Origin of the sequence: Erwinia sp. PsM31 (assembly GCF_030433775.1) — a bacterium.
GTDB classification, from domain to species: Bacteria; Pseudomonadota; Gammaproteobacteria; order Enterobacterales; family Enterobacteriaceae; genus Erwinia; species Erwinia aeris.
This window is the reverse complement of sequence record NZ_JARUWZ010000035.1, coordinates 26,413-42,853: the sequence shown is the minus strand read 5'-3', so window position 1 is coordinate 42,853 and position 16,441 is coordinate 26,413. Positions and strand designations below refer to the sequence as shown.

Here is a 16,441-nt window from a genome sequence, read left to right as displayed (position 1 = left end):
AGCGCTTGCATGGCATGCAAGAGGTCAGCGGTTCGATCCCGCTTATCTCCACCAAATCTTCACCAGACGATTTGGCGCGAAAAACCGGTATTTTGTTGTGGGGGTATAGCTCAGCTGGGAGAGCGCTTGCATGGCATGCAAGAGGTCAGCGGTTCGATCCCGCTTATCTCCACCAATCACTTCTTTCGTCCTTCTCTGTTTCTGGCAGCGCTTGCGCAGCCGCATCCCTGTTTTTTTCTTCTGTTTATCTGTTCTGCTTATCAGCTCCCGATCCTGTTTTGCCTGTTACCTGATAAATCGGGCCTTAATCCTGTAAATGCGTTAAATCCTCCAGCTGAATAGCTGAACAAGGGGCCGCAGCTAAAATCTGGGTTAGATCTTCCGTAAGACCAGCTCCACGGATTTCTCCTGAGAACGCCGCAACGACGGCATTAATATGGAAGATTACGCTAATCCCGTTTACAAAACGCGCGCCAGTGATTGAGAAAGAGCGGAGACGTCCGTCTCCGCTGGGGCAGGTTAAAGCGTGGCGGCGAAGGTCAGCATTCTTTCAGCCAGCTCTTGTGGCGTTTGTAGCGGCATCAGGTGGCCCGCGCCCGCAATCACTTCCAGCCGCCCGGCGGGAAGGTGCGAGAGCGTCATTTTCTGCTGATCTTCAGCAGAAGGCACCTGATCGTCGGCCGAGCCGGCGATCAACAAGGCCGGACAGTCGACGGTACCGATACGCGTCGACCAGTCTTCCCGACTCCCTGCTTCAGGCCAGGCACGCCAGGCGTTAAGATTCGCGCGGCGGGCGTCGCGGATAGCTATCTCGCGCACCACATCGGGCAAACGCTCGCTGGCTGCCGTATCCACAAACTGTTCCGCTTCTTCCCGGCTGCCGCCATAGTTAATCTGGCTACGGCGATCTTCCTCGCTCATCGGCTGCGGGCCGGGCGGCGAAGGCGCGACCAGAATCAGTCCTTTCAGGTAGTCTGGCCGACGCGCCGCCAGCGCCAGGGCGACTTTTCCGGTCATCGAATGACCGACCAGGATACAGTTGTTGAGCTGCAGTGCGCGAATGCTTTCGTCGAACTGCGCTACCATCGACGCTACGTCATAACCGGGAATATTGGTCGCTGCGCCAAAGCCTGGCGTATCCAGCGTGACGCAGCGGTGGTGCTCGTCCAGCCAGCTGATGGTCGGATACCAGGTATGTCCAGAGCCGCCTAAATAGTGCAGCAGGACGAAAACCGGCGCATCGTTCGCCTTGCCGTGCAGAGAACAGGGCAGCATAAAACACTCCTAACGTAATTGATCTTTGACGTCACCGAGCATGGCGATAGTCTGCTCGTCATAACCGCGCGCGCGCAAAGGCTGGTTCACTTCGGCTTCCAGATCCGGCACATAGCCCACCAGGAACTCGCCGGGTGTGCTGAAAGTGACTTTGCCCAGCGCGGCGGGCAGCAGCAGCGTTTCCGCGCGTTCCAACGTCCAGCTTTCGCCCGCCGCCTCAATTTGCAGCGGCTCGCCCAGGTTGGAAATAATGCGCGCGCGCGTGAAGCCGTAGTCACAGGCGGCGGAAACCCGCCAGCGTTCCAGCGCGAAATAAGGCCCGGCACAGCAAAACAGCCGCGTGACCCGATCGTTTTCTTCCACGGTCAGGCCCTGATGCGGCCGCGTGGTCAGCTCCGGACGCAGCTCCGCCAGCAGCGCGTCGATGTTCTTCTCCCGCTCCTGCGGCGATATTTTGCTGCCGTCCTCCATCTGCCACGGCATGGCGTGCTGCTGGATATTGGACGTTTGCTCAATTTCATAAATCAGCGTATCCGGGCCGAAAGAGTGCAGCATGCCGCCCGGCACATAAAAAGTGTCGCCGGTTTTAACCGGATAGCGTTCCATTACCTCGTCGTATTCTTCAGCCAGCAGAGCAGCGCGCAGGCGTGGCTGGTTGACGCCGGGCTTGATGCCTGCCAGGCAGCTGGCACCGGGCGCGGCCCATAAAATATGCCAGGCCTCGCTTTTGCCGTTGGGCTGCTGCTCAAGGCGCTGCGCTGCCTCATCGTTGGCGTGCAGATGCACCGGCAGCATCCCGGTGCCGTCAATAAATTTGCTCAGCAGCGGGAAATGCGGGCCGCGCCAGCCGGGCGCAACCAGCTCGTCGGGATAGCGTTCGGTCAGCTCGTGCAGGCTCATACCGGCATAGTCGCCGTTTTTAACGGTGGCGCGCATGCCTTCCACATCGCTAACTTCCCAGGTTTCCGCTATGCGTCCGTCAGGCAGGCCCGTTTTGGCGAGGCGGGTTTTAATCAGTTCGCCACCGAAGATATGGGTGGCAATCGGCAGCGTCAGCCGTAAGGGATAGGCTTTCATCTTCGCTCCTTAAAAGACGTCCGTTCTCTGTCCTTAGGGCGTGACAAGGCCGTCCGGGCAGGAAAGCGGGAAGAGAACGGGCGAGAAGGCTATGGAGCCGCAGCCCCATAGCCAGACGATCAGATGACGGCAACGCCGCCGGTGACGGCGATGGTCGCGCCGGAGATATAGCTGGCTTCGTCGCTGGCCAGCATCACATAGGCAGGTGCCAGCTCGGCAGGCTGCCCGGCGCGCTGCATTGGCACTTCGCTGCCGAAGTTTTTAACCTGTTCGGTCGGCATCGTGGCAGGGATCAGCGGCGTCCAGATCGGGCCAGGGGCCACGGCGTTGGAGCGAATACCCTTATCCGCCAGCAGAGCAGCCAGGCTGCCGGAAAAGTTGATAATCGCCGCTTTGGTGGCGGAATAGGCAATCAGTTTCGGCTTGGGCTGATCGGCATTAACCGAGGCGGTATTGATAATAGAGCCGCCCGCAGGCATATGCGGCACCGCCGCTTTACAGATGCGGAACATGGCATAGATATTGGTTTTCATCGTGCGGTCAAACTCGTCATCGCTGATCTCATCCAGCGACTCACGGGTCATCTGGAAGGCGGCGTTATTGACCACGATATTGATTTCGCCGAAGGCTTCCACGGCCTTGCTGACGATAGCCTTGCAGTGTTCCGCTTCGGTCACGTCGCCAGCCACCAGTACTGCTTTCTGTCCCGCTTCTTCAATCAGGCGCGCGGTTTCTTTCGCATCTTCGTGCTCGTCCAGATAGGAAATCAGCACGTCCGCGCCTTCACGAGCATAGGCGATAGCCACGGCGCGGCCGATACCGGAGTCGCCACCGGTAATAATGGCTTTTTTACCTTTCAGACGGCCGGAGCCTTGATAGCTGGCTTCGCCGTGATCGGGAACGGGCTGCATTTCGTTAGTCGCTCCCGGCCATGTTTGCTGTTGTTCTGGGAGTGGAGGTTGGGGGCGATTTGTCGTCGACATAGGCTCTCCTCTTGAACCAGCAAGAATGCCGGTGATAAATGAATTATGCTGCCGCAGGAACCGGAGTTCGCTCGGCAACAGAATGAATAACAATGATTTTTACAACGGATTCGGTGATTTCTGACCGTTAAGGAATAAGCATAGTCAAAAAAAACGAAAGTGCTAAACCGATTCGACCAACGGGGCAGAAAAGCGGCGGACGGGAAACCAGGCCGCTTCAACACGGCCTGGCAAAGTCAGGCGGAGGGCGTAAGGACGTTAAAACCGTGCGTGCCGTCGCGATCCAGCTGCGAAATCAGGCCATATTCCCAGTCCAGGTAGGCCTGCATCGCAGAGGCGGCGTTGTCGGTGCCTTCATAAGGGCGACGGTAGCGATCGTCCCGCGGTTGCAGCAATCTTGTTTCACCCTGCTGTATGGGTAAACCGGCAGCTCGCCAGGCTGCGTTGCCGCCTTTAAGAACCGTTACCGGTTTTTGCGTCAGCGCGGACAGCTCTTCTACGGCGTAGCGAGCCAGCAGACTGCTGCCGCAGGTCACCACGTAACGCTCTGCCGGCGGCAGCGCAGCGCTGCCCGTCCGCGTCAGCAGCGAGCGTTGCAGCCAGGACGCGCCGGGGATATGGCCCGCCACATAGTTCGCGCTGGTGGTGAAATCCAGCACCTGCGTGTCGCCCGCTTCCAGCCATGCGGCCAGCCCGGCTGGCTCCACTTCCGGCAGGGCGGGCAGGGGCGGCACCGTGGGTTTCCAGTCGCCGTGCTCGATAAAATCTTGTCGGCTGATATTATCCACAACCGCAACGTCCCAGCCCATCTGCGTCAGCCAGGAGGCACTCATACCGGCGCGCGCTTTTTTGTCGTCAACCAGCACGATTTTTGCACCGCGCACGCTGGCATAGTGATCCGTTTCCTGCACCAGCTGGCCGCCCGGCACGTGGCGAGCGCCGGGTAAATGACCCGCTGCGTATTCTTCGGCGTCGCGCACGTCAAACAGATAAACCGTGCGCTGGGTTTGCTGCCGCAAAGCGGTCAAATCAGCGAGCGTAATCTGCCTGACGCCAGCGCGATCGGCAACCTTCCGGGCGCTGCGTGCGGCCTGAAGCTGCGCGGTCTCGCTCACCTCGCCGTAACGGCGGTTCTGCTGATGATCCAGCGCCAGCCCGGCCAGCGTCCAGCCAATGGTGCCATTGCGCAGCGCATAAATCGGATTACGCACGCCCGCATTGACCAGCGACTGCGTACCGATAATGCTGCGAGTGCGTCCGGCGCAGTTGACGATAATTTTTGTTTCCGGCGACGGGGCCAGATCCCTGACCCGCAGCACCAGCTCGGCGCCCGGCACGCTGATGCCGCCCGGAATGCTCATGGTCTGATATTCGTCAAAGCGGCGGCTGTCCAGCACCACTACCGGCTCACCGCTTTGCAGCAGGGCATGGACCTCCTGCGCGGGCAGCGAAGGCGTGTGGGCACGGCTTTCGACCAGTTCGCCAAACGCCTTGCTCGGCGAATTGACGTCGATAAAGATTTCGCCGCCCGCTTCGATCCAGCCCTGCAGGCCGCCCGCCAGCAGCGCCACGTTGCTGTAGCCCAGCGCGATTAACCTTTCGGCGGCGGCCTGCGCCAGGCCTTCGCCGTTGTCATACAGCGTGACGGGCGTCGCCAGGCGTGGGACGCGGTTAATTATCTCCAGTTCCAGCTTCGACAAGGGAATATTAGCGGCAAACAGCGGGTGGCCTTCGGCGTAATAAGCCTCTTCCCGCACGTCCAGCAGCGCAGTTTCCTGGCGCTGGAGCAGGGCGTAGCGAATATCGCTGTAGTGACGTAAAGGCAGTGATTGCTTAGCCATGTGAGAGATCCCAAATATTTGGTAAAAAAGCGTTGTTATAGCCGGAGATGAACGGTTTTTCGCTGCCGTCCTCGTCATAAACGGCCCGTTTCACCGCGCCGATATTGCCGCCGTAAACGTGAATGCTGATGGAGGGGCGATCGGCAAAAGCGTTGCTGACGCGGTGGATATCACCCACCTCAGGCGAAACGGCCTCTACGTCGCCAGCATTCAGGCGAACGGGCTCGCCTTCGGGCCAGAGTGCGCCTTGCTCATCACGACGAAAGTGCTGCGCAACTTCCGCGCCGCGCAGCATGCCAATTAACCCCCAGACCCGGTGGTCGTGCACCGGCGTTGACTGGCCCGCTCCCCAGACGAAACTGACAACAGAAAAGCGCTGCTGCGCGTCGGCATACAGCAGATATTGTTGATAGCGCTGCGGATCGGTCTGCGCAAAAGGCTCAGCCAGCCAGTCATCGTGGCGGATAAGCTGTTTTAGCAGCTCGCTGCCTTCTTGCAGCACGCGCTGTTCTGGAGGCTTTGTGTCCAGCAGCGCGGCCAGATCGCCGACAAAGGCGCGCAAACGATGGTGCTGAAGGTTACTCATGGCTGTTCTCCCCGGCAGGCTGTGTTAATCCGGCGGCCGCCTGATTAGCCTGGCCCGCCAGCTGATAATCGAAAGCCTGGCGGACATTCACCGCTTTCGGCAGCACGCGGTAACGTAAGAAAAAGTCGGCGGAATGCTGGAGCGAATCCGCCAGCGTGGGCGTGAAATTGACCGGACGGATCTGCGCGCTGGCGATCCAGCGCTGCGTAATGGCGGGCGGCATCCCCAGCGATTTGCTCAGCGCGTCGGCAAAGGCTGCCGGATGCTGTATCGCCCAGATCTGCGCTTTGGCCAGTCGGCCCTGAAGATCGGCGATCGCCTGACGTTTAGCCGGATCCTTTAACGCTTCCTCGCGGGCGAGCGCATACGAATAGCCGGAAAGAATGCCCTTGCCGCCGCCCTGCGGCACCAGTACCGCGTTATCCACCACGATGGCCGAAGAGACATAGGGTTCCCAGGTCGCCCAGGCATCTACGGCATGGCTGGCCAGCGCGGCGCGGCCATCAACCGGGCCAAGAAAACGCAGCTTAACGTCGGCGGGCTTCAGTCCGGCTCGCTCAAGCAGCCCCAGCACCAGATAGTGTCCCCAGCCGCCGCGATTAACGGCGATCTGTTTGCCTTTCAGATCGCTCAGCTTGTGAATACCGCTGTCTGGCCGCGTCAGCAGGGCGATGCTGTCGGGATTGTTTTGCCATGCGCCTACCGCCTTCACCGGCGCGCCGGCGGCATAGACAAACAGGAAAGGCAGATCGCCGGTAAAACCTACGTCCAGCGCGCCGGCATTCAGCGCTTCCTGCACCGGCGCGCCGGAGTCAAATGAGGTCAGTTTCAGCTCATAAGGTAAATTATTCAGCTCGCCGGACTCTCGTAGCGAAATAAAGCGATCGCCCTTAACGTCACCCAGGCGCAGCGTCACTTTTTCTGCCGCCGTAGCGGCGCCAGCCATAACCGAAAGCAGGATGGCGACGACCACACGCATCAGGCGCTCCTTGCGACACGGCGCGCCGCAACTTTTTCGCGCGTCAGCGGGATCAGCTCTTTGCCATACTCCAGCGCGTCGTTGAGCGGATCGAAACCCCGGATCAGCACGCTTTCGATGCCCAGGTTGTAGTAATCCAGTAGCGCGTCGGAAACCTGATCCGGCGTGCCGACCAGCGAAGTGGAGTTATAGCCGCCGCCGACCAGTTTGGCGATGCCGGTCCACAGATTTTTATCCAGGCGATCGCCTTCGTTAGCAGCGGCGAACAGCCGTTCCGCACCGACGCTCTGCGGTTTTGGCAGGCCGAAGTCGTGGCCGGTAGCGAGCAGCTTCTGCCGGGCCGTTTCGCGGATATACTCCGCTTTTTCCCAGGCTTCTTTTTCGGTCGCGGCGATAATCGGACGGAAAGAGATATTAAAACCGATCTGTCGACCATGGCGAGCGGCGGCGGCACGTACCGTACGCACGGTTTCGGCCGCGCCCGCCAGCGGTTCGCCCCACAGCGCGAAAACGTCGGCATGTTTCGCCGCCACGCTAATCGCTTCCGGCGAGGAACCGCCAAAATAGACCGGCAGCTGCGGCTGTAGCGGCTTGACGGCGGAAAAAGCCTGTTCAGCCTGATAAAGCTCGCCCTGATGGTCGAAAGGCGCTTCGGCCGTGAGGCTGTTTTTCAGTACCTGCAAAAACTCATCGGTGCGCGCATAGCGTTCGGCTTTGTTAAGGTAATCACCGTCGCGACGCTGTTCGGCATCGTTGCCGCCGCTGATGATATGCACCGCCAGGCGGCCATCGGTCAGCTGATCCAGCGTCGCCAGCTTGCGGGCGGCAAGGGTAGGGGAGACAAAGCCGGGACGGTGCGCCAGCAGGAACTTCACTTTTGAGGTATGTGCCGCCGCGTGGGCGGTGACCAGAAAGCCGTCGGGCTGATCTGACCAGTAACCGACCAGAACGCGATCGAAGCCGGCCTGTTCATGGGCGCGGGCGAAGTCGGCGATATACTGTTTGTTAAAAATGGGGCCGCTGGGCGGAATGATTTCCGAGGCCAGGCGATGGCCGATCATGCCAAGAAACTGAATGCTCATCCTGAATTCTCCGAAGTGGGCGGGCAGAAAAGGGCGTAGAAGGAACCCTACTTTCAGAGACGTAAGCTGTGAAATTCTTATATGTGCTGAGGAAAGTTAAAAAACAGCTATGGCGAAGGCGGCTTTTGGCGCATAACGAACGAGCCGCTGGCTAAACGCTGCGGTGTGTTGACTAAACGGGCGAGACGCTGGCTAAACGCTGCGGTGTGTTGGCTAAACGGGCGAGCCGCTGGCTAAACGCTGAAGTGTATTGGCTAAACGGGCGAGGTGCTGGCTAAACGCTGAAGTGTATTGGCTAAACGGGCGAGATGCTGGCTAAACGCTGAGGTGCACTGATTTAACGCTGAGGTATGTTGGCTGAATGCTGCGGCGTGCTGATTAAAAGAGAAGGCGTGCTGGCTAAGAAGATAACGCGAAGCAAGCAGCGCGCCGGAAGCCTGGAAGGCTTATCGAACCGACCCGCGAAAGGCGGGTCAGGAAAGGCAAAAGCTTTCAGTCACCCATCTTAAAAGGCTTGCTGACTATCTCGCCTGCCTGTTCCGCTTTTTTCTTCGCCTGCAGGAGGTGCCTAATCATTGCCTTTTTTTGCATGCGGATAGCGTCGAAATCAATATGTTGGGTTGGGGTTTCAATTGTCCATTTGTAGCACATAGTTCGCTCCTTCTTTAAATACCCTGAGGTTGCGCTGGCCAGCCTGCTGTCTGACCAGCCGATCGTAAACTTTAATCAGTTGAGGAGTATACGCCTGGAAGGCCAGGAGTTGTATGTTTTCTCGCCTGGCAACCTGCAGAATGATGTCGATCAGAGACGCGTAAAAAAACAGCGTTTCATGTAGCGTAAGCGCGGCGGCGGCTGGCGGCCTGTCGAACATATCGCAGTCGGGATTATCCTGTGCTTCAAGGTTGTAAAAGCTGACGACGGCCTGGTTGGCGTCAGCTACTTCATCACCGAACAGCTTTATGAGTAGCGGTATTTCGGCTGCCGCTTTCGCAAAAAAGGCCAATCGGAAAGTCATCTGCCGATTTACCTGGGCAGCAAACATAAATCTGATATCCATCGTCCTGTAGACATCAAATCCCTGCAGCTCGCTATGTAAGATTTCATAGTGGCAGCCCGCCATAACAAATCCTCATCCTGAGTCTCATGGGCTGCTTTATAGCATTACTTTTATTATGGGTTAAAGGCGATCTTCCCGGATGCGCGACATAAAATGTTTTACTGCGAGACGATACGCAAAAAAAAGGCGAACCCGGAGATTCGCCTTTCTTGTCGAGCCAGACCGCTATCAGCCCAGCACCAGGCCTGCAATGGAAGCGGAGAGCACGCTAACCAGCGTCGAACCGTACAGCAGCTTCATGCCGAAGCGCGACACTACGTTGCCCTGCTCTTCGTTCAGGCCTTTGATAGCGCCCGCCACGATGCCGATAGAGGAGAAGTTGGCAAAAGAAACCAGGAACACGGAAAGGATGCCTTCGCCGCGCGGCGACAGAGTACCGGCAATTTTTTGCAGGTCGATCATCGCCACGAATTCGTTGGAAACCAGCTTGGTCGCCATGATACTGCCGACCTGCAACGCTTCGCTGGCGGGCACGCCCATTACCCAGGCAAAAGGATAGAACACATAGCCCAGCACGCCCTGGAAGCTGATACCAAAAATCGTATCAAACAGCGTATTGACGGCGGAGATCAGCGCGATAAAGCCAATCAGCATCGCGGCGACGATGACCGCCACTTTGAAACCGGCAAGGATATATTCGCCCAGCATTTCAAAGAAGCTCTGTCCCTGATGCAGATCGTTCAGCTTCAGGTCTTCTTCGTTTTCGATGCGGTACGGGTTGATCAACGACAGCACGATAAAGGTGCTGAACATATTCAGGATCAGCGCGGCCACCACATATTTCGGCTGGAGCATGGTCATATAGGCGCCGACGATGGACATCGATACGGTCGACATCGCCGTAGCGGCCATGGTGTACATGCGGCGCTGCGACATTTTGCCCAGAATATCTTTATAGGCGATAAAGTTTTCTGACTGTCCCAAAATCAGCGAGCTTACCGCGTTAAAAGATTCCAGCTTACCCATGCCGTTGACTTTTGACAGCACGGTGCCGATTGCCCGGATAACCACGGGCAGAATACGGAAGTGTTGCAGAATACCAATAAGGGCGGAGATAAAGACGATAGGGCAGAGTACGTTAAGCCAGAAGAACGCCAGGCCTTTATCGTTCATGCCACCAAAGACAAAGCTGGTGCCCTGAGCGGCAAAGCCCAGCAGCTTGTCGAAGAAGCCGGCAAAGCCTTTGACAAACCCTAAGCCGATTTCGGAGTTCAGGAAGAACCAGGCCAGCAGCACCTCGATCACCAGAAGCTGAATAATAAAACGGACGCGGATATTTTTCCGATCGCTGCTGACCAGTAAGGCCAGTAACGTCACCACCACCAGCGCCAAAGCAAAATGCAGAATGCGGGACATGAGTGCTCCAAATTTGAAGGCTGTTATATTTCGCTGCACATTCTATGTAACAAGTTGCAGAAAAACGAGACTAAAGCCTCAATATAATAAATTCCTATCGGCTTAAATCGACATTCTGCTTTCCTGTCACATCCTGATACTGTTTAAAAAACCACCCGTCAACTTGTGGGGGAATACTTTTTAACCTAAAGTAAGTTTATCGCTTACAAATCGGCCACACGAAACGCTACCTTTGGGTATAGCAAAGGCTATACTTTTTAGCGTAGGCTATTACAGCGATAAGTTTAACCAGTGCAAATGATGTTGATAATCATTATCATTTGAATGACAATACCTTCCTCGGGTGTATTAAGGGGTAAGACGATGTTTGAAGGCCGCACCGCGGAGCAGACGGTCCGTAGTTCCCGTAAAATCAAATTCGCGCTGATGGGGCCCGCTTTTATTGCGGCGATTGGCTATATCGATCCCGGCAACTTCGCGACCAATATCCAGGCTGGCGCTTCCTATGGCTATAAGCTGCTGTGGGTGGTGGTCTGGGCCAATATCATGGCGATGGTGATCCAGTTAATGTCCGCTAAGCTGGGCATCGCCACCGGCAAAAACCTGGCGGAGCATATCCGCGATCGCTTTCCGCGTCCTGCCGTATGGTTCTACTGGATCCAGGCGGAAATTATCGCCATGGCCACCGACCTGGCCGAGTTTATCGGCGCGGCTATCGGCTTTAAGCTGCTCTTTGGCGTCAGTTTACTGCAGGGTGCGGTGCTGACGGGCGTGGTGACGTTCCTGATTTTGATGCTGCAAAGCCGGGGCCAGAAGCCGCTGGAACTGGTCATCGGCGGCCTGCTGCTGTTTGTGGCGGCGGCCTATGTGATCGAGCTGTTTTTCTCTCAGCCAAAAGTGATGGATCTGATGCAGGGCCTTGCCGTGCCGACGCTGCCGACCGCCGATGCGGTGCTGCTGGCGGCGGGCGTGCTGGGCGCAACGATTATGCCGCACGTGATTTATCTGCACTCTTCCTTAACGCAAAGCCCTGACGGCGGCAGCCGCGCAGAGCGCTACTCCTCGACAAAACTGGATGTGGCGGTCGCCATGACCATCGCGGGATTTGTGAATCTGGCGATGATGGCGACGGCGGCGGCGGCTTTTCACTTCAGCGGCCATACCGGCATCGCGGATCTGGATCAGGCCTATCTGACGCTCGATCCGCTGCTGGGCCGTGCGGCGGCCATAGTCTTCGGTCTGAGCCTGCTGGCGGCCGGACTCTCTTCCACCGTCGTGGGAACGATGGCGGGGCAGGTGGTAATGCAGGGCTTTATCCATATACGTATTCCGCTCCTGGTGCGGCGCGTTGTGACGATGCTGCCCTCGTTTATCGTGATCCTGGCAGGCTGGGAGCCGACGCGCATTCTGGTGATGAGCCAGGTGCTGCTCAGCTTCGGTATCGCGCTGGCGCTTATCCCGCTGCTCTCTTTTACCGGCAACCGCGAGCTGATGGGCGAACTGGTGAACTCGCGCCTGATGCAGGCGGCAGGCAAGGTTATCGTGGTGGTGGTGGTGGCGCTGAACTTCTATCTGCTGATATCTATGGCGATGGAGCTTTAGGCGAGACGCTAAGCAACAAGTGAAAAAGGGTGCTCCTGTGAGCACCCTTTTTTTTACCAGCGTCCGTCGTGGTGACGATCCCGCTCGTGACGCCATTCGCGCTGCCTTTCGTGGTCGCGCCAGCGCTGGTCGCGTCGCCATTCATGCCGTTGACGCATCTCCTGTTGACGGCGCCACTGTTCATGGCGCCACCAGCGGCCCTCGCCATAGCGATAGTTGTTACGCCACCAGTGGCCTTCGCGCCAGCGGCCGCCGTCCCAGTAACGCCCGTGACGATCGCGATCGCCCAGATGAAGCGAAACGCCCGGCGCTAACATAATCCGGGCGCTGTCAGCCTGTGCTGTGTGTAAGGCTGAACCTGCCAGCAAAGCGGCAATAAGCAATAGATGTTTCATTTTCTCTCCTTATCAGCGGCACAACTGCTCCGCCCTGATGCCAGTATTATAAGGAGAGCGCAGGGGTTTCGCCTGGCTAATTCCTAAAAGTGTCGAAAAAGTGTTAAAGGAAATGTCAGTAAGACAGGCCGCCGCAGGACGCGGCGGCAAAGGGATCAGGCGAGGATCGCGTCGATGCGATCCAGCTCGCTTTGACTGAATTCGCGCTGGTTCAGCATCGTTATGGCATCGTCTATCTGACTGGTTTTGCTGGCGCCAATCAGCACTGACGTGACGTGACCGCCGCGCAGTACCCAGGCCAGCGCCATTTGCGACAGTTTCTGGCCGCGCTGCTGCGCCAGCTCGTTCAGCTGCCGCACTTTCTCCATCTTCTCCGGCGTCAGCTGCTCGCTGCTGAGGAAACGGCTGCCGCTGGCGGCGCGTGAATCTTCCGGAATGCCCTGCAAATAACGATCGGTCAGCACGCCGCCCGCCAGCGGTGAGAAAGCGATACAGCCGACGCCCTGCTGCTGCAGCACATCCAGCAGGCCGTTTTCCGGCGCGCGTTCAAACATGGAGTATTTCGGCTGGTGGATTAGGCAGGGCGTACCCAGCTGCTTCAGGATGGCAATGGCCTCCGCCGCCAGCTGCGCCGGATAGTTAGAAAGCGCGATGTAAAGCGCTTTCCCCTGGCGCACCAGGTGATCCAGCGCGGTCATGGTTTCTTCCAGCGGCGTTTCCGGATCGGGACGGTGGTGATAAAAAATATCGACATAGTCCAGGCCCATACGCTTCAGGCTCTGATCGAGGCTGGCGATCAGATATTTACGTGAACCCCAGTCGCCGTAAGGCCCGTCCCACATTGTATAGCCCGCTTTGGAAGAGATAATCAGCTCGTCGCGCAGCGAAGCGAAATCCTGACGCAGAATGCGACCGAAGTTTTCTTCTGCCGAGCCGGGCGGCGGGCCGTAATTATTGGCAAGGTCAAAATGGGTAATGCCCTGGTCGAAGGCGTGGCGCAGCAGCGCGCGGCTGTTCTCTACCAGCGTGCTGTCGCCAAAGTTATGCCACAGGCCGAGCGAGACGGCGGGCAGCTTCAGGCCGGTGCGGCCGCAGCGGTGATAACTCATTGTCTGATAACGATTTTCGTCAGGCTGATAAACCATGAAAAGTTCCTGTGCTCAGAAGGAAAGGCAAAATGAGCATAGCAGTGTATACGGTTACACCGAACCGGTTCGCGCGGCGGATCGCAACTTGCGGAAAAGTCTCAGGCGTCATCTTTGCTTGCCATCGCGGGCGACGACGGATTTCACATGGCGCGCAAAGGATGCGCAATACTCATTACAACCTATCAGAGGAGAAAGCCATGCAAAGCGTTGGAGACTATCTGTTGCTGCGTCTGCAGGAAATCGGCATCGGGCATCTGTTCGGCGTGCCGGGCGATTACAATTTGCAGTTTCTGGATCACGTTATCGCCAGCAAAAAGATTGCCTGGGCGGGCAGCAGCAACGAGCTGAACGCGGCCTATGCCGCCGACGGCTATGCGCGCTGTCGCGGCGCGGCGGCGCTGCTCACCACTTTCGGCGTGGGTGAACTGAGTGCCTTAAACGGCGTGGCGGGCAGCTATGCCGAATATCTGCCGGTTATCCATATTGTCGGCGCGCCAGCCAGCGCGGCGCAGGAAGAGAAGCTGTTACTGCACCATACGCTGGGCGACGGCGACTACGCGCATTTTCTACGCATTGCCCGTGAGGTCACCATAGCGCAGGCCGTATTGACCAGAGAAAACGCGGCGGCGGAAATCGACCGGCTGCTGATTACCGCGCTGCGCGAACATCGTCCCGTTTACCTCTTTATGCCTACGGACGTGGCGGAAGCGCCCATCCAGCCGCCCATCGGCACGCTGACTTACCGGGCCGAATCGCTGCAAAGCAGTCTGGATGCCTTCAGCGCGGCGGCGGAAGCCCTGCTGGCGGAAGCTGAAAGCGTCTCGCTGCTGGCCGATTTTCTTGCCGATCGCGCCGCAATGCGTGAGCCGCTGCATAAACTGGTAACGGCAACGGCTTTGCCTTTTTCAACCTTGCTGATGGGCAAAAGCGTGCTGCCGGAACAGCAGCCGGGCTTTGTCGGCACCTACTCAGGCGCCGCCAGCGCGGGCGATACGCAGCGGCATATCGAACAGCGCGACGTGGTGATCACCGTCGGCACGCTCTGGACGGATACCATCACTGCCGGGTTCACCCAGCATATCGATCCGCTACGTAATATTGATATTGGCCTGTATCGCTGCCGGGTTGGTACACAGACGTTCAGTCAGATCGCCATGAAGGATGCCGTTGCCGTGTTGCATCAGCTGGCAACACGCTATGGCGAAGGCTGGCGCGATGTGCAGGCGCTGCCGCCGGCGCTGCCCGAGCTGACCGCTGGCGCACTGAGTCAGAATGCGTTCTGGCGCATCATGCAGGACTTTTTGCGTCCCGGCGATATCGTGCTGGCCGATCAGGGCACGGCCGCGTTTGGCGCGGCGGCGCTGCGGCTGCCTGAAGACGTTACCTTTATCTGTCAGCCGCTGTGGGGATCGATCGGCTTTACGCTGCCCGCCGCCTGGGGCGCACAGCTTGCCTGTCCGGCGCGGCGCGTGATTTTGCTCTGCGGCGACGGAGCGGCCCAGCTGACCATCCAGGAGCTGGGATCGATGCTGCGCGACGGCCTGAAGCCGATCGTCTTTATTCTTAATAATGACGGCTATACTGTTGAGCGGGCTATTCACGGCGAGCATCAGCGCTACAATGACATTGCTCAGTGGAACTGGACACAGCTGCCGCAGGCGCTGAGCACGCGCGGCGAGGCGCAAAGCTGGCGGGTAGAAGAGAGCGCTCAATTGCAGGAAGTGGTAAAAGTGATTGAACAGACCTCGCGTCTCTCGCTGGTGGAGGTTATGCTGCCGCAGCTGGATGTGCCGCCCCTTTTGCAGGCGGTAACGGCGGCGCTGGACAAGCGCAACGCGTCCTGAAAAATCTGATAACGAATTCAGACGCCAGATTCAGATTGATGCCCGTGGGAAATTGCGGCCAGTGCAGGTAAGGTAGTCGGTCGCAGCGCGATTTTACGTTCGCCCGTGAGGGTTGGGCGTTGTTGTTTGAGTGGGGGAAATTTATAGTGTGTACAAATGACGTAAGCGGAGCAAAACAATAATGACTAAGTATGCTTTGGTAGGTGATGTAGGCGGCACCAATGCGCGCCTGGCACTGTGCGAAGTCGAGAACGGTGCCATCTCACAAGCCAAAACGTTCTCCACAGCAGACTACGATAGCCTTGAGGCAGTCATCCGTTTTTATCTTGCCGAGCAGCAGCAGGATGTCACGGATGGCTGCATCGCCATCGCCTGCCCGATCACCGATGACTGGGTGGATATGACCAACCACGACTGGGCTTTCTCCACCAGCAAGATGAAGGCGAATCTGGGCTTTGATCATCTTGAGATCATCAATGACTTCACTGCCGTGTCGATGGCGATCCCGATGCTGACGGAGCAGGACGTGATGCAGTTTGGCGGCACGACGCCGGTTAAAGACAAACCGGTCGCCGTCTACGGCGCCGGAACCGGTCTGGGCGTGGCGCATCTGGTTCATGTGGATAAACGCTGGGTGAGCCTGCCGGGCGAGGGCGGCCACGTGGATTTCGCCGCCAACAGCGAAGAGGAAGATCTGATCCTGGAAGTGCTGCGCGAAGAGCTGGGCCACGTGTCCGCCGAGCGCGTGCTGTCCGGCGCGGGCCTGGTCAACCTTTACCGCGCGATTGTCAAAGCCGACAACCGCGTGCCGGAGAACCTGAAGCCGAAGGACGTTTCTCAGCGCGCGCTGGACGACAGCTGCACCGACTGCCGTCGCGCTCTGGCGATGTTCTGCGTGATCATGGGCCGTTTCGGCGGTAACCTGGCGCTGACCATGGGCACCTTCGGCGGCGTCTATATCGCTGGCGGCATCGTGCCTCGCTTCCTGGAATTCTTTAAAGCCTCCGGTTTCCGTGCCGCTTTTGAAGACAAGGGCCGTTTTAAAGATTACGTGCAGAATATTCCTGTCTACCTGATTACGCATGAAAAGCCTGGCCTGCTGGGCGCGGGTGCGCATCTGCGTCAGACGTTAGGCACCATTCTGTAAGCAAAAAAG

At 58.0% G+C, this 16,441-nt stretch carries 15 protein-coding genes and 1 tRNA gene; 4 read left to right on the top strand and 12 right to left on the bottom strand.

Annotated features, from left to right (window positions below; translation table 11 throughout):
• The first annotated feature begins 99 nt into the window (after window positions 1-99).
• Window positions 100-175, top strand: a tRNA-Ala gene (locus QCD69_RS20090).
• A gap of 344 nt (window positions 176-519) precedes the next feature.
• Here the strand turns inward: QCD69_RS20090 and QCD69_RS20085 are convergent.
• From QCD69_RS20085 to QCD69_RS20040, 10 genes are all read right to left on the bottom strand, one after another.
• Window positions 520-1,275 carry an alpha/beta fold hydrolase gene (locus QCD69_RS20085; protein WP_301253329.1) on the bottom strand — a complete coding sequence of 252 codons (756 nt, stop codon included), beginning with the start codon at window positions 1,273-1,275 and terminating at the stop codon, window positions 520-522.
• A gap of 9 nt (window positions 1,276-1,284) precedes the next feature.
• A complete protein-coding gene (locus QCD69_RS20080) occupies window positions 1,285-2,352 on the bottom strand; it encodes a class I mannose-6-phosphate isomerase (protein WP_301253328.1) in 1,068 nt (355 codons plus the stop codon).
• A 119-nt stretch (window positions 2,353-2,471) separates the two neighbouring features.
• Window positions 2,472-3,335: a glucose 1-dehydrogenase gene (locus QCD69_RS20075; protein WP_125290865.1), complete on the bottom strand. Its 864-nt coding sequence runs from the start codon at window positions 3,333-3,335 to the stop codon at window positions 2,472-2,474.
• A 236-nt stretch (window positions 3,336-3,571) separates the two neighbouring features.
• Window positions 3,572-5,176, bottom strand: coding sequence for a rhodanese homology domain-containing protein (locus tag QCD69_RS20070; RefSeq protein ID WP_301253326.1), 1,605 nt, complete (start codon window positions 5,174-5,176; stop codon window positions 3,572-3,574).
• Window positions 5,169-5,762: a cysteine dioxygenase gene (locus QCD69_RS20065; RefSeq protein WP_301253325.1), complete on the bottom strand. Its 594-nt coding sequence runs from the start codon at window positions 5,760-5,762 to the stop codon at window positions 5,169-5,171. Before QCD69_RS20065 ends, QCD69_RS20070 begins: the two co-directional genes overlap by 8 nt.
• Entirely contained in the window at window positions 5,755-6,741 is a 987-nt protein-coding gene (locus QCD69_RS20060; RefSeq protein ID WP_301253323.1) for an ABC transporter substrate-binding protein, read from the bottom strand. Before QCD69_RS20060 ends, QCD69_RS20065 begins: the two co-directional genes overlap by 8 nt.
• Window positions 6,741-7,823: an LLM class flavin-dependent oxidoreductase gene (locus QCD69_RS20055; RefSeq protein WP_253459518.1), complete on the bottom strand. Its 1,083-nt coding sequence runs from the start codon at window positions 7,821-7,823 to the stop codon at window positions 6,741-6,743. The genes QCD69_RS20060 and QCD69_RS20055 overlap by 1 nt, the downstream gene beginning before the upstream one ends.
• A 492-nt stretch (window positions 7,824-8,315) precedes the next feature.
• Window positions 8,316-8,474, bottom strand: a complete 159-nt coding sequence (locus tag QCD69_RS20050; protein ID WP_301253322.1) for a hypothetical protein — start codon at window positions 8,472-8,474, stop codon at window positions 8,316-8,318.
• Window positions 8,452-8,943, bottom strand: coding sequence for a hypothetical protein (locus tag QCD69_RS20045; RefSeq protein ID WP_301253320.1), 492 nt, complete (start codon window positions 8,941-8,943; stop codon window positions 8,452-8,454). Before QCD69_RS20045 ends, QCD69_RS20050 begins: the two co-directional genes overlap by 23 nt.
• Before the next feature lie 165 nt (window positions 8,944-9,108).
• Window positions 9,109-10,296 carry a NupC/NupG family nucleoside CNT transporter gene (locus tag QCD69_RS20040; RefSeq protein ID WP_253459524.1) on the bottom strand — a complete coding sequence of 396 codons (1,188 nt, stop codon included), beginning with the start codon at window positions 10,294-10,296 and terminating at the stop codon, window positions 9,109-9,111.
• Window positions 10,297-10,659: 363 nt separating this feature from the next.
• On the opposite strand from QCD69_RS20040, the gene QCD69_RS20035 reads away from it, so the two are divergent.
• Window positions 10,660-11,898: an Nramp family divalent metal transporter gene (locus QCD69_RS20035; RefSeq protein WP_301253319.1), complete on the top strand. Its 1,239-nt coding sequence runs from the start codon at window positions 10,660-10,662 to the stop codon at window positions 11,896-11,898.
• A 53-nt stretch (window positions 11,899-11,951) separates the two neighbouring features.
• Here the strand turns inward: QCD69_RS20035 and QCD69_RS20030 are convergent, their stop codons facing one another.
• Entirely contained in the window at window positions 11,952-12,293 is a 342-nt protein-coding gene (locus QCD69_RS20030) for a DUF2502 domain-containing protein (protein WP_253459530.1), read from the bottom strand.
• 155 nt (window positions 12,294-12,448) lie between these two features.
• The gene (mgrA, locus tag QCD69_RS20025) at window positions 12,449-13,438 is read right to left on the bottom strand and encodes an L-glyceraldehyde 3-phosphate reductase (protein ID WP_301253318.1); all 990 of its coding nucleotides are present in this window, start codon (window positions 13,436-13,438) and stop codon (window positions 12,449-12,451) included.
• A 200-nt stretch (window positions 13,439-13,638) separates the two neighbouring features.
• On the opposite strand from mgrA, the gene QCD69_RS20020 reads away from it, so the two are divergent.
• Together QCD69_RS20020 and glk are read left to right on the top strand one after the other, a co-directional pair.
• Window positions 13,639-15,285, top strand: a complete 1,647-nt coding sequence (locus QCD69_RS20020) for an alpha-keto acid decarboxylase family protein (protein ID WP_301253317.1) — start codon at window positions 13,639-13,641, stop codon at window positions 15,283-15,285.
• A gap of 181 nt (window positions 15,286-15,466) precedes the next feature.
• A complete protein-coding gene (glk, locus tag QCD69_RS20015; RefSeq protein ID WP_125290855.1) occupies window positions 15,467-16,432 on the top strand; it encodes a glucokinase in 966 nt (321 codons plus the stop codon).
• Window positions 16,433-16,441: the final 9 nt, after the last annotated feature.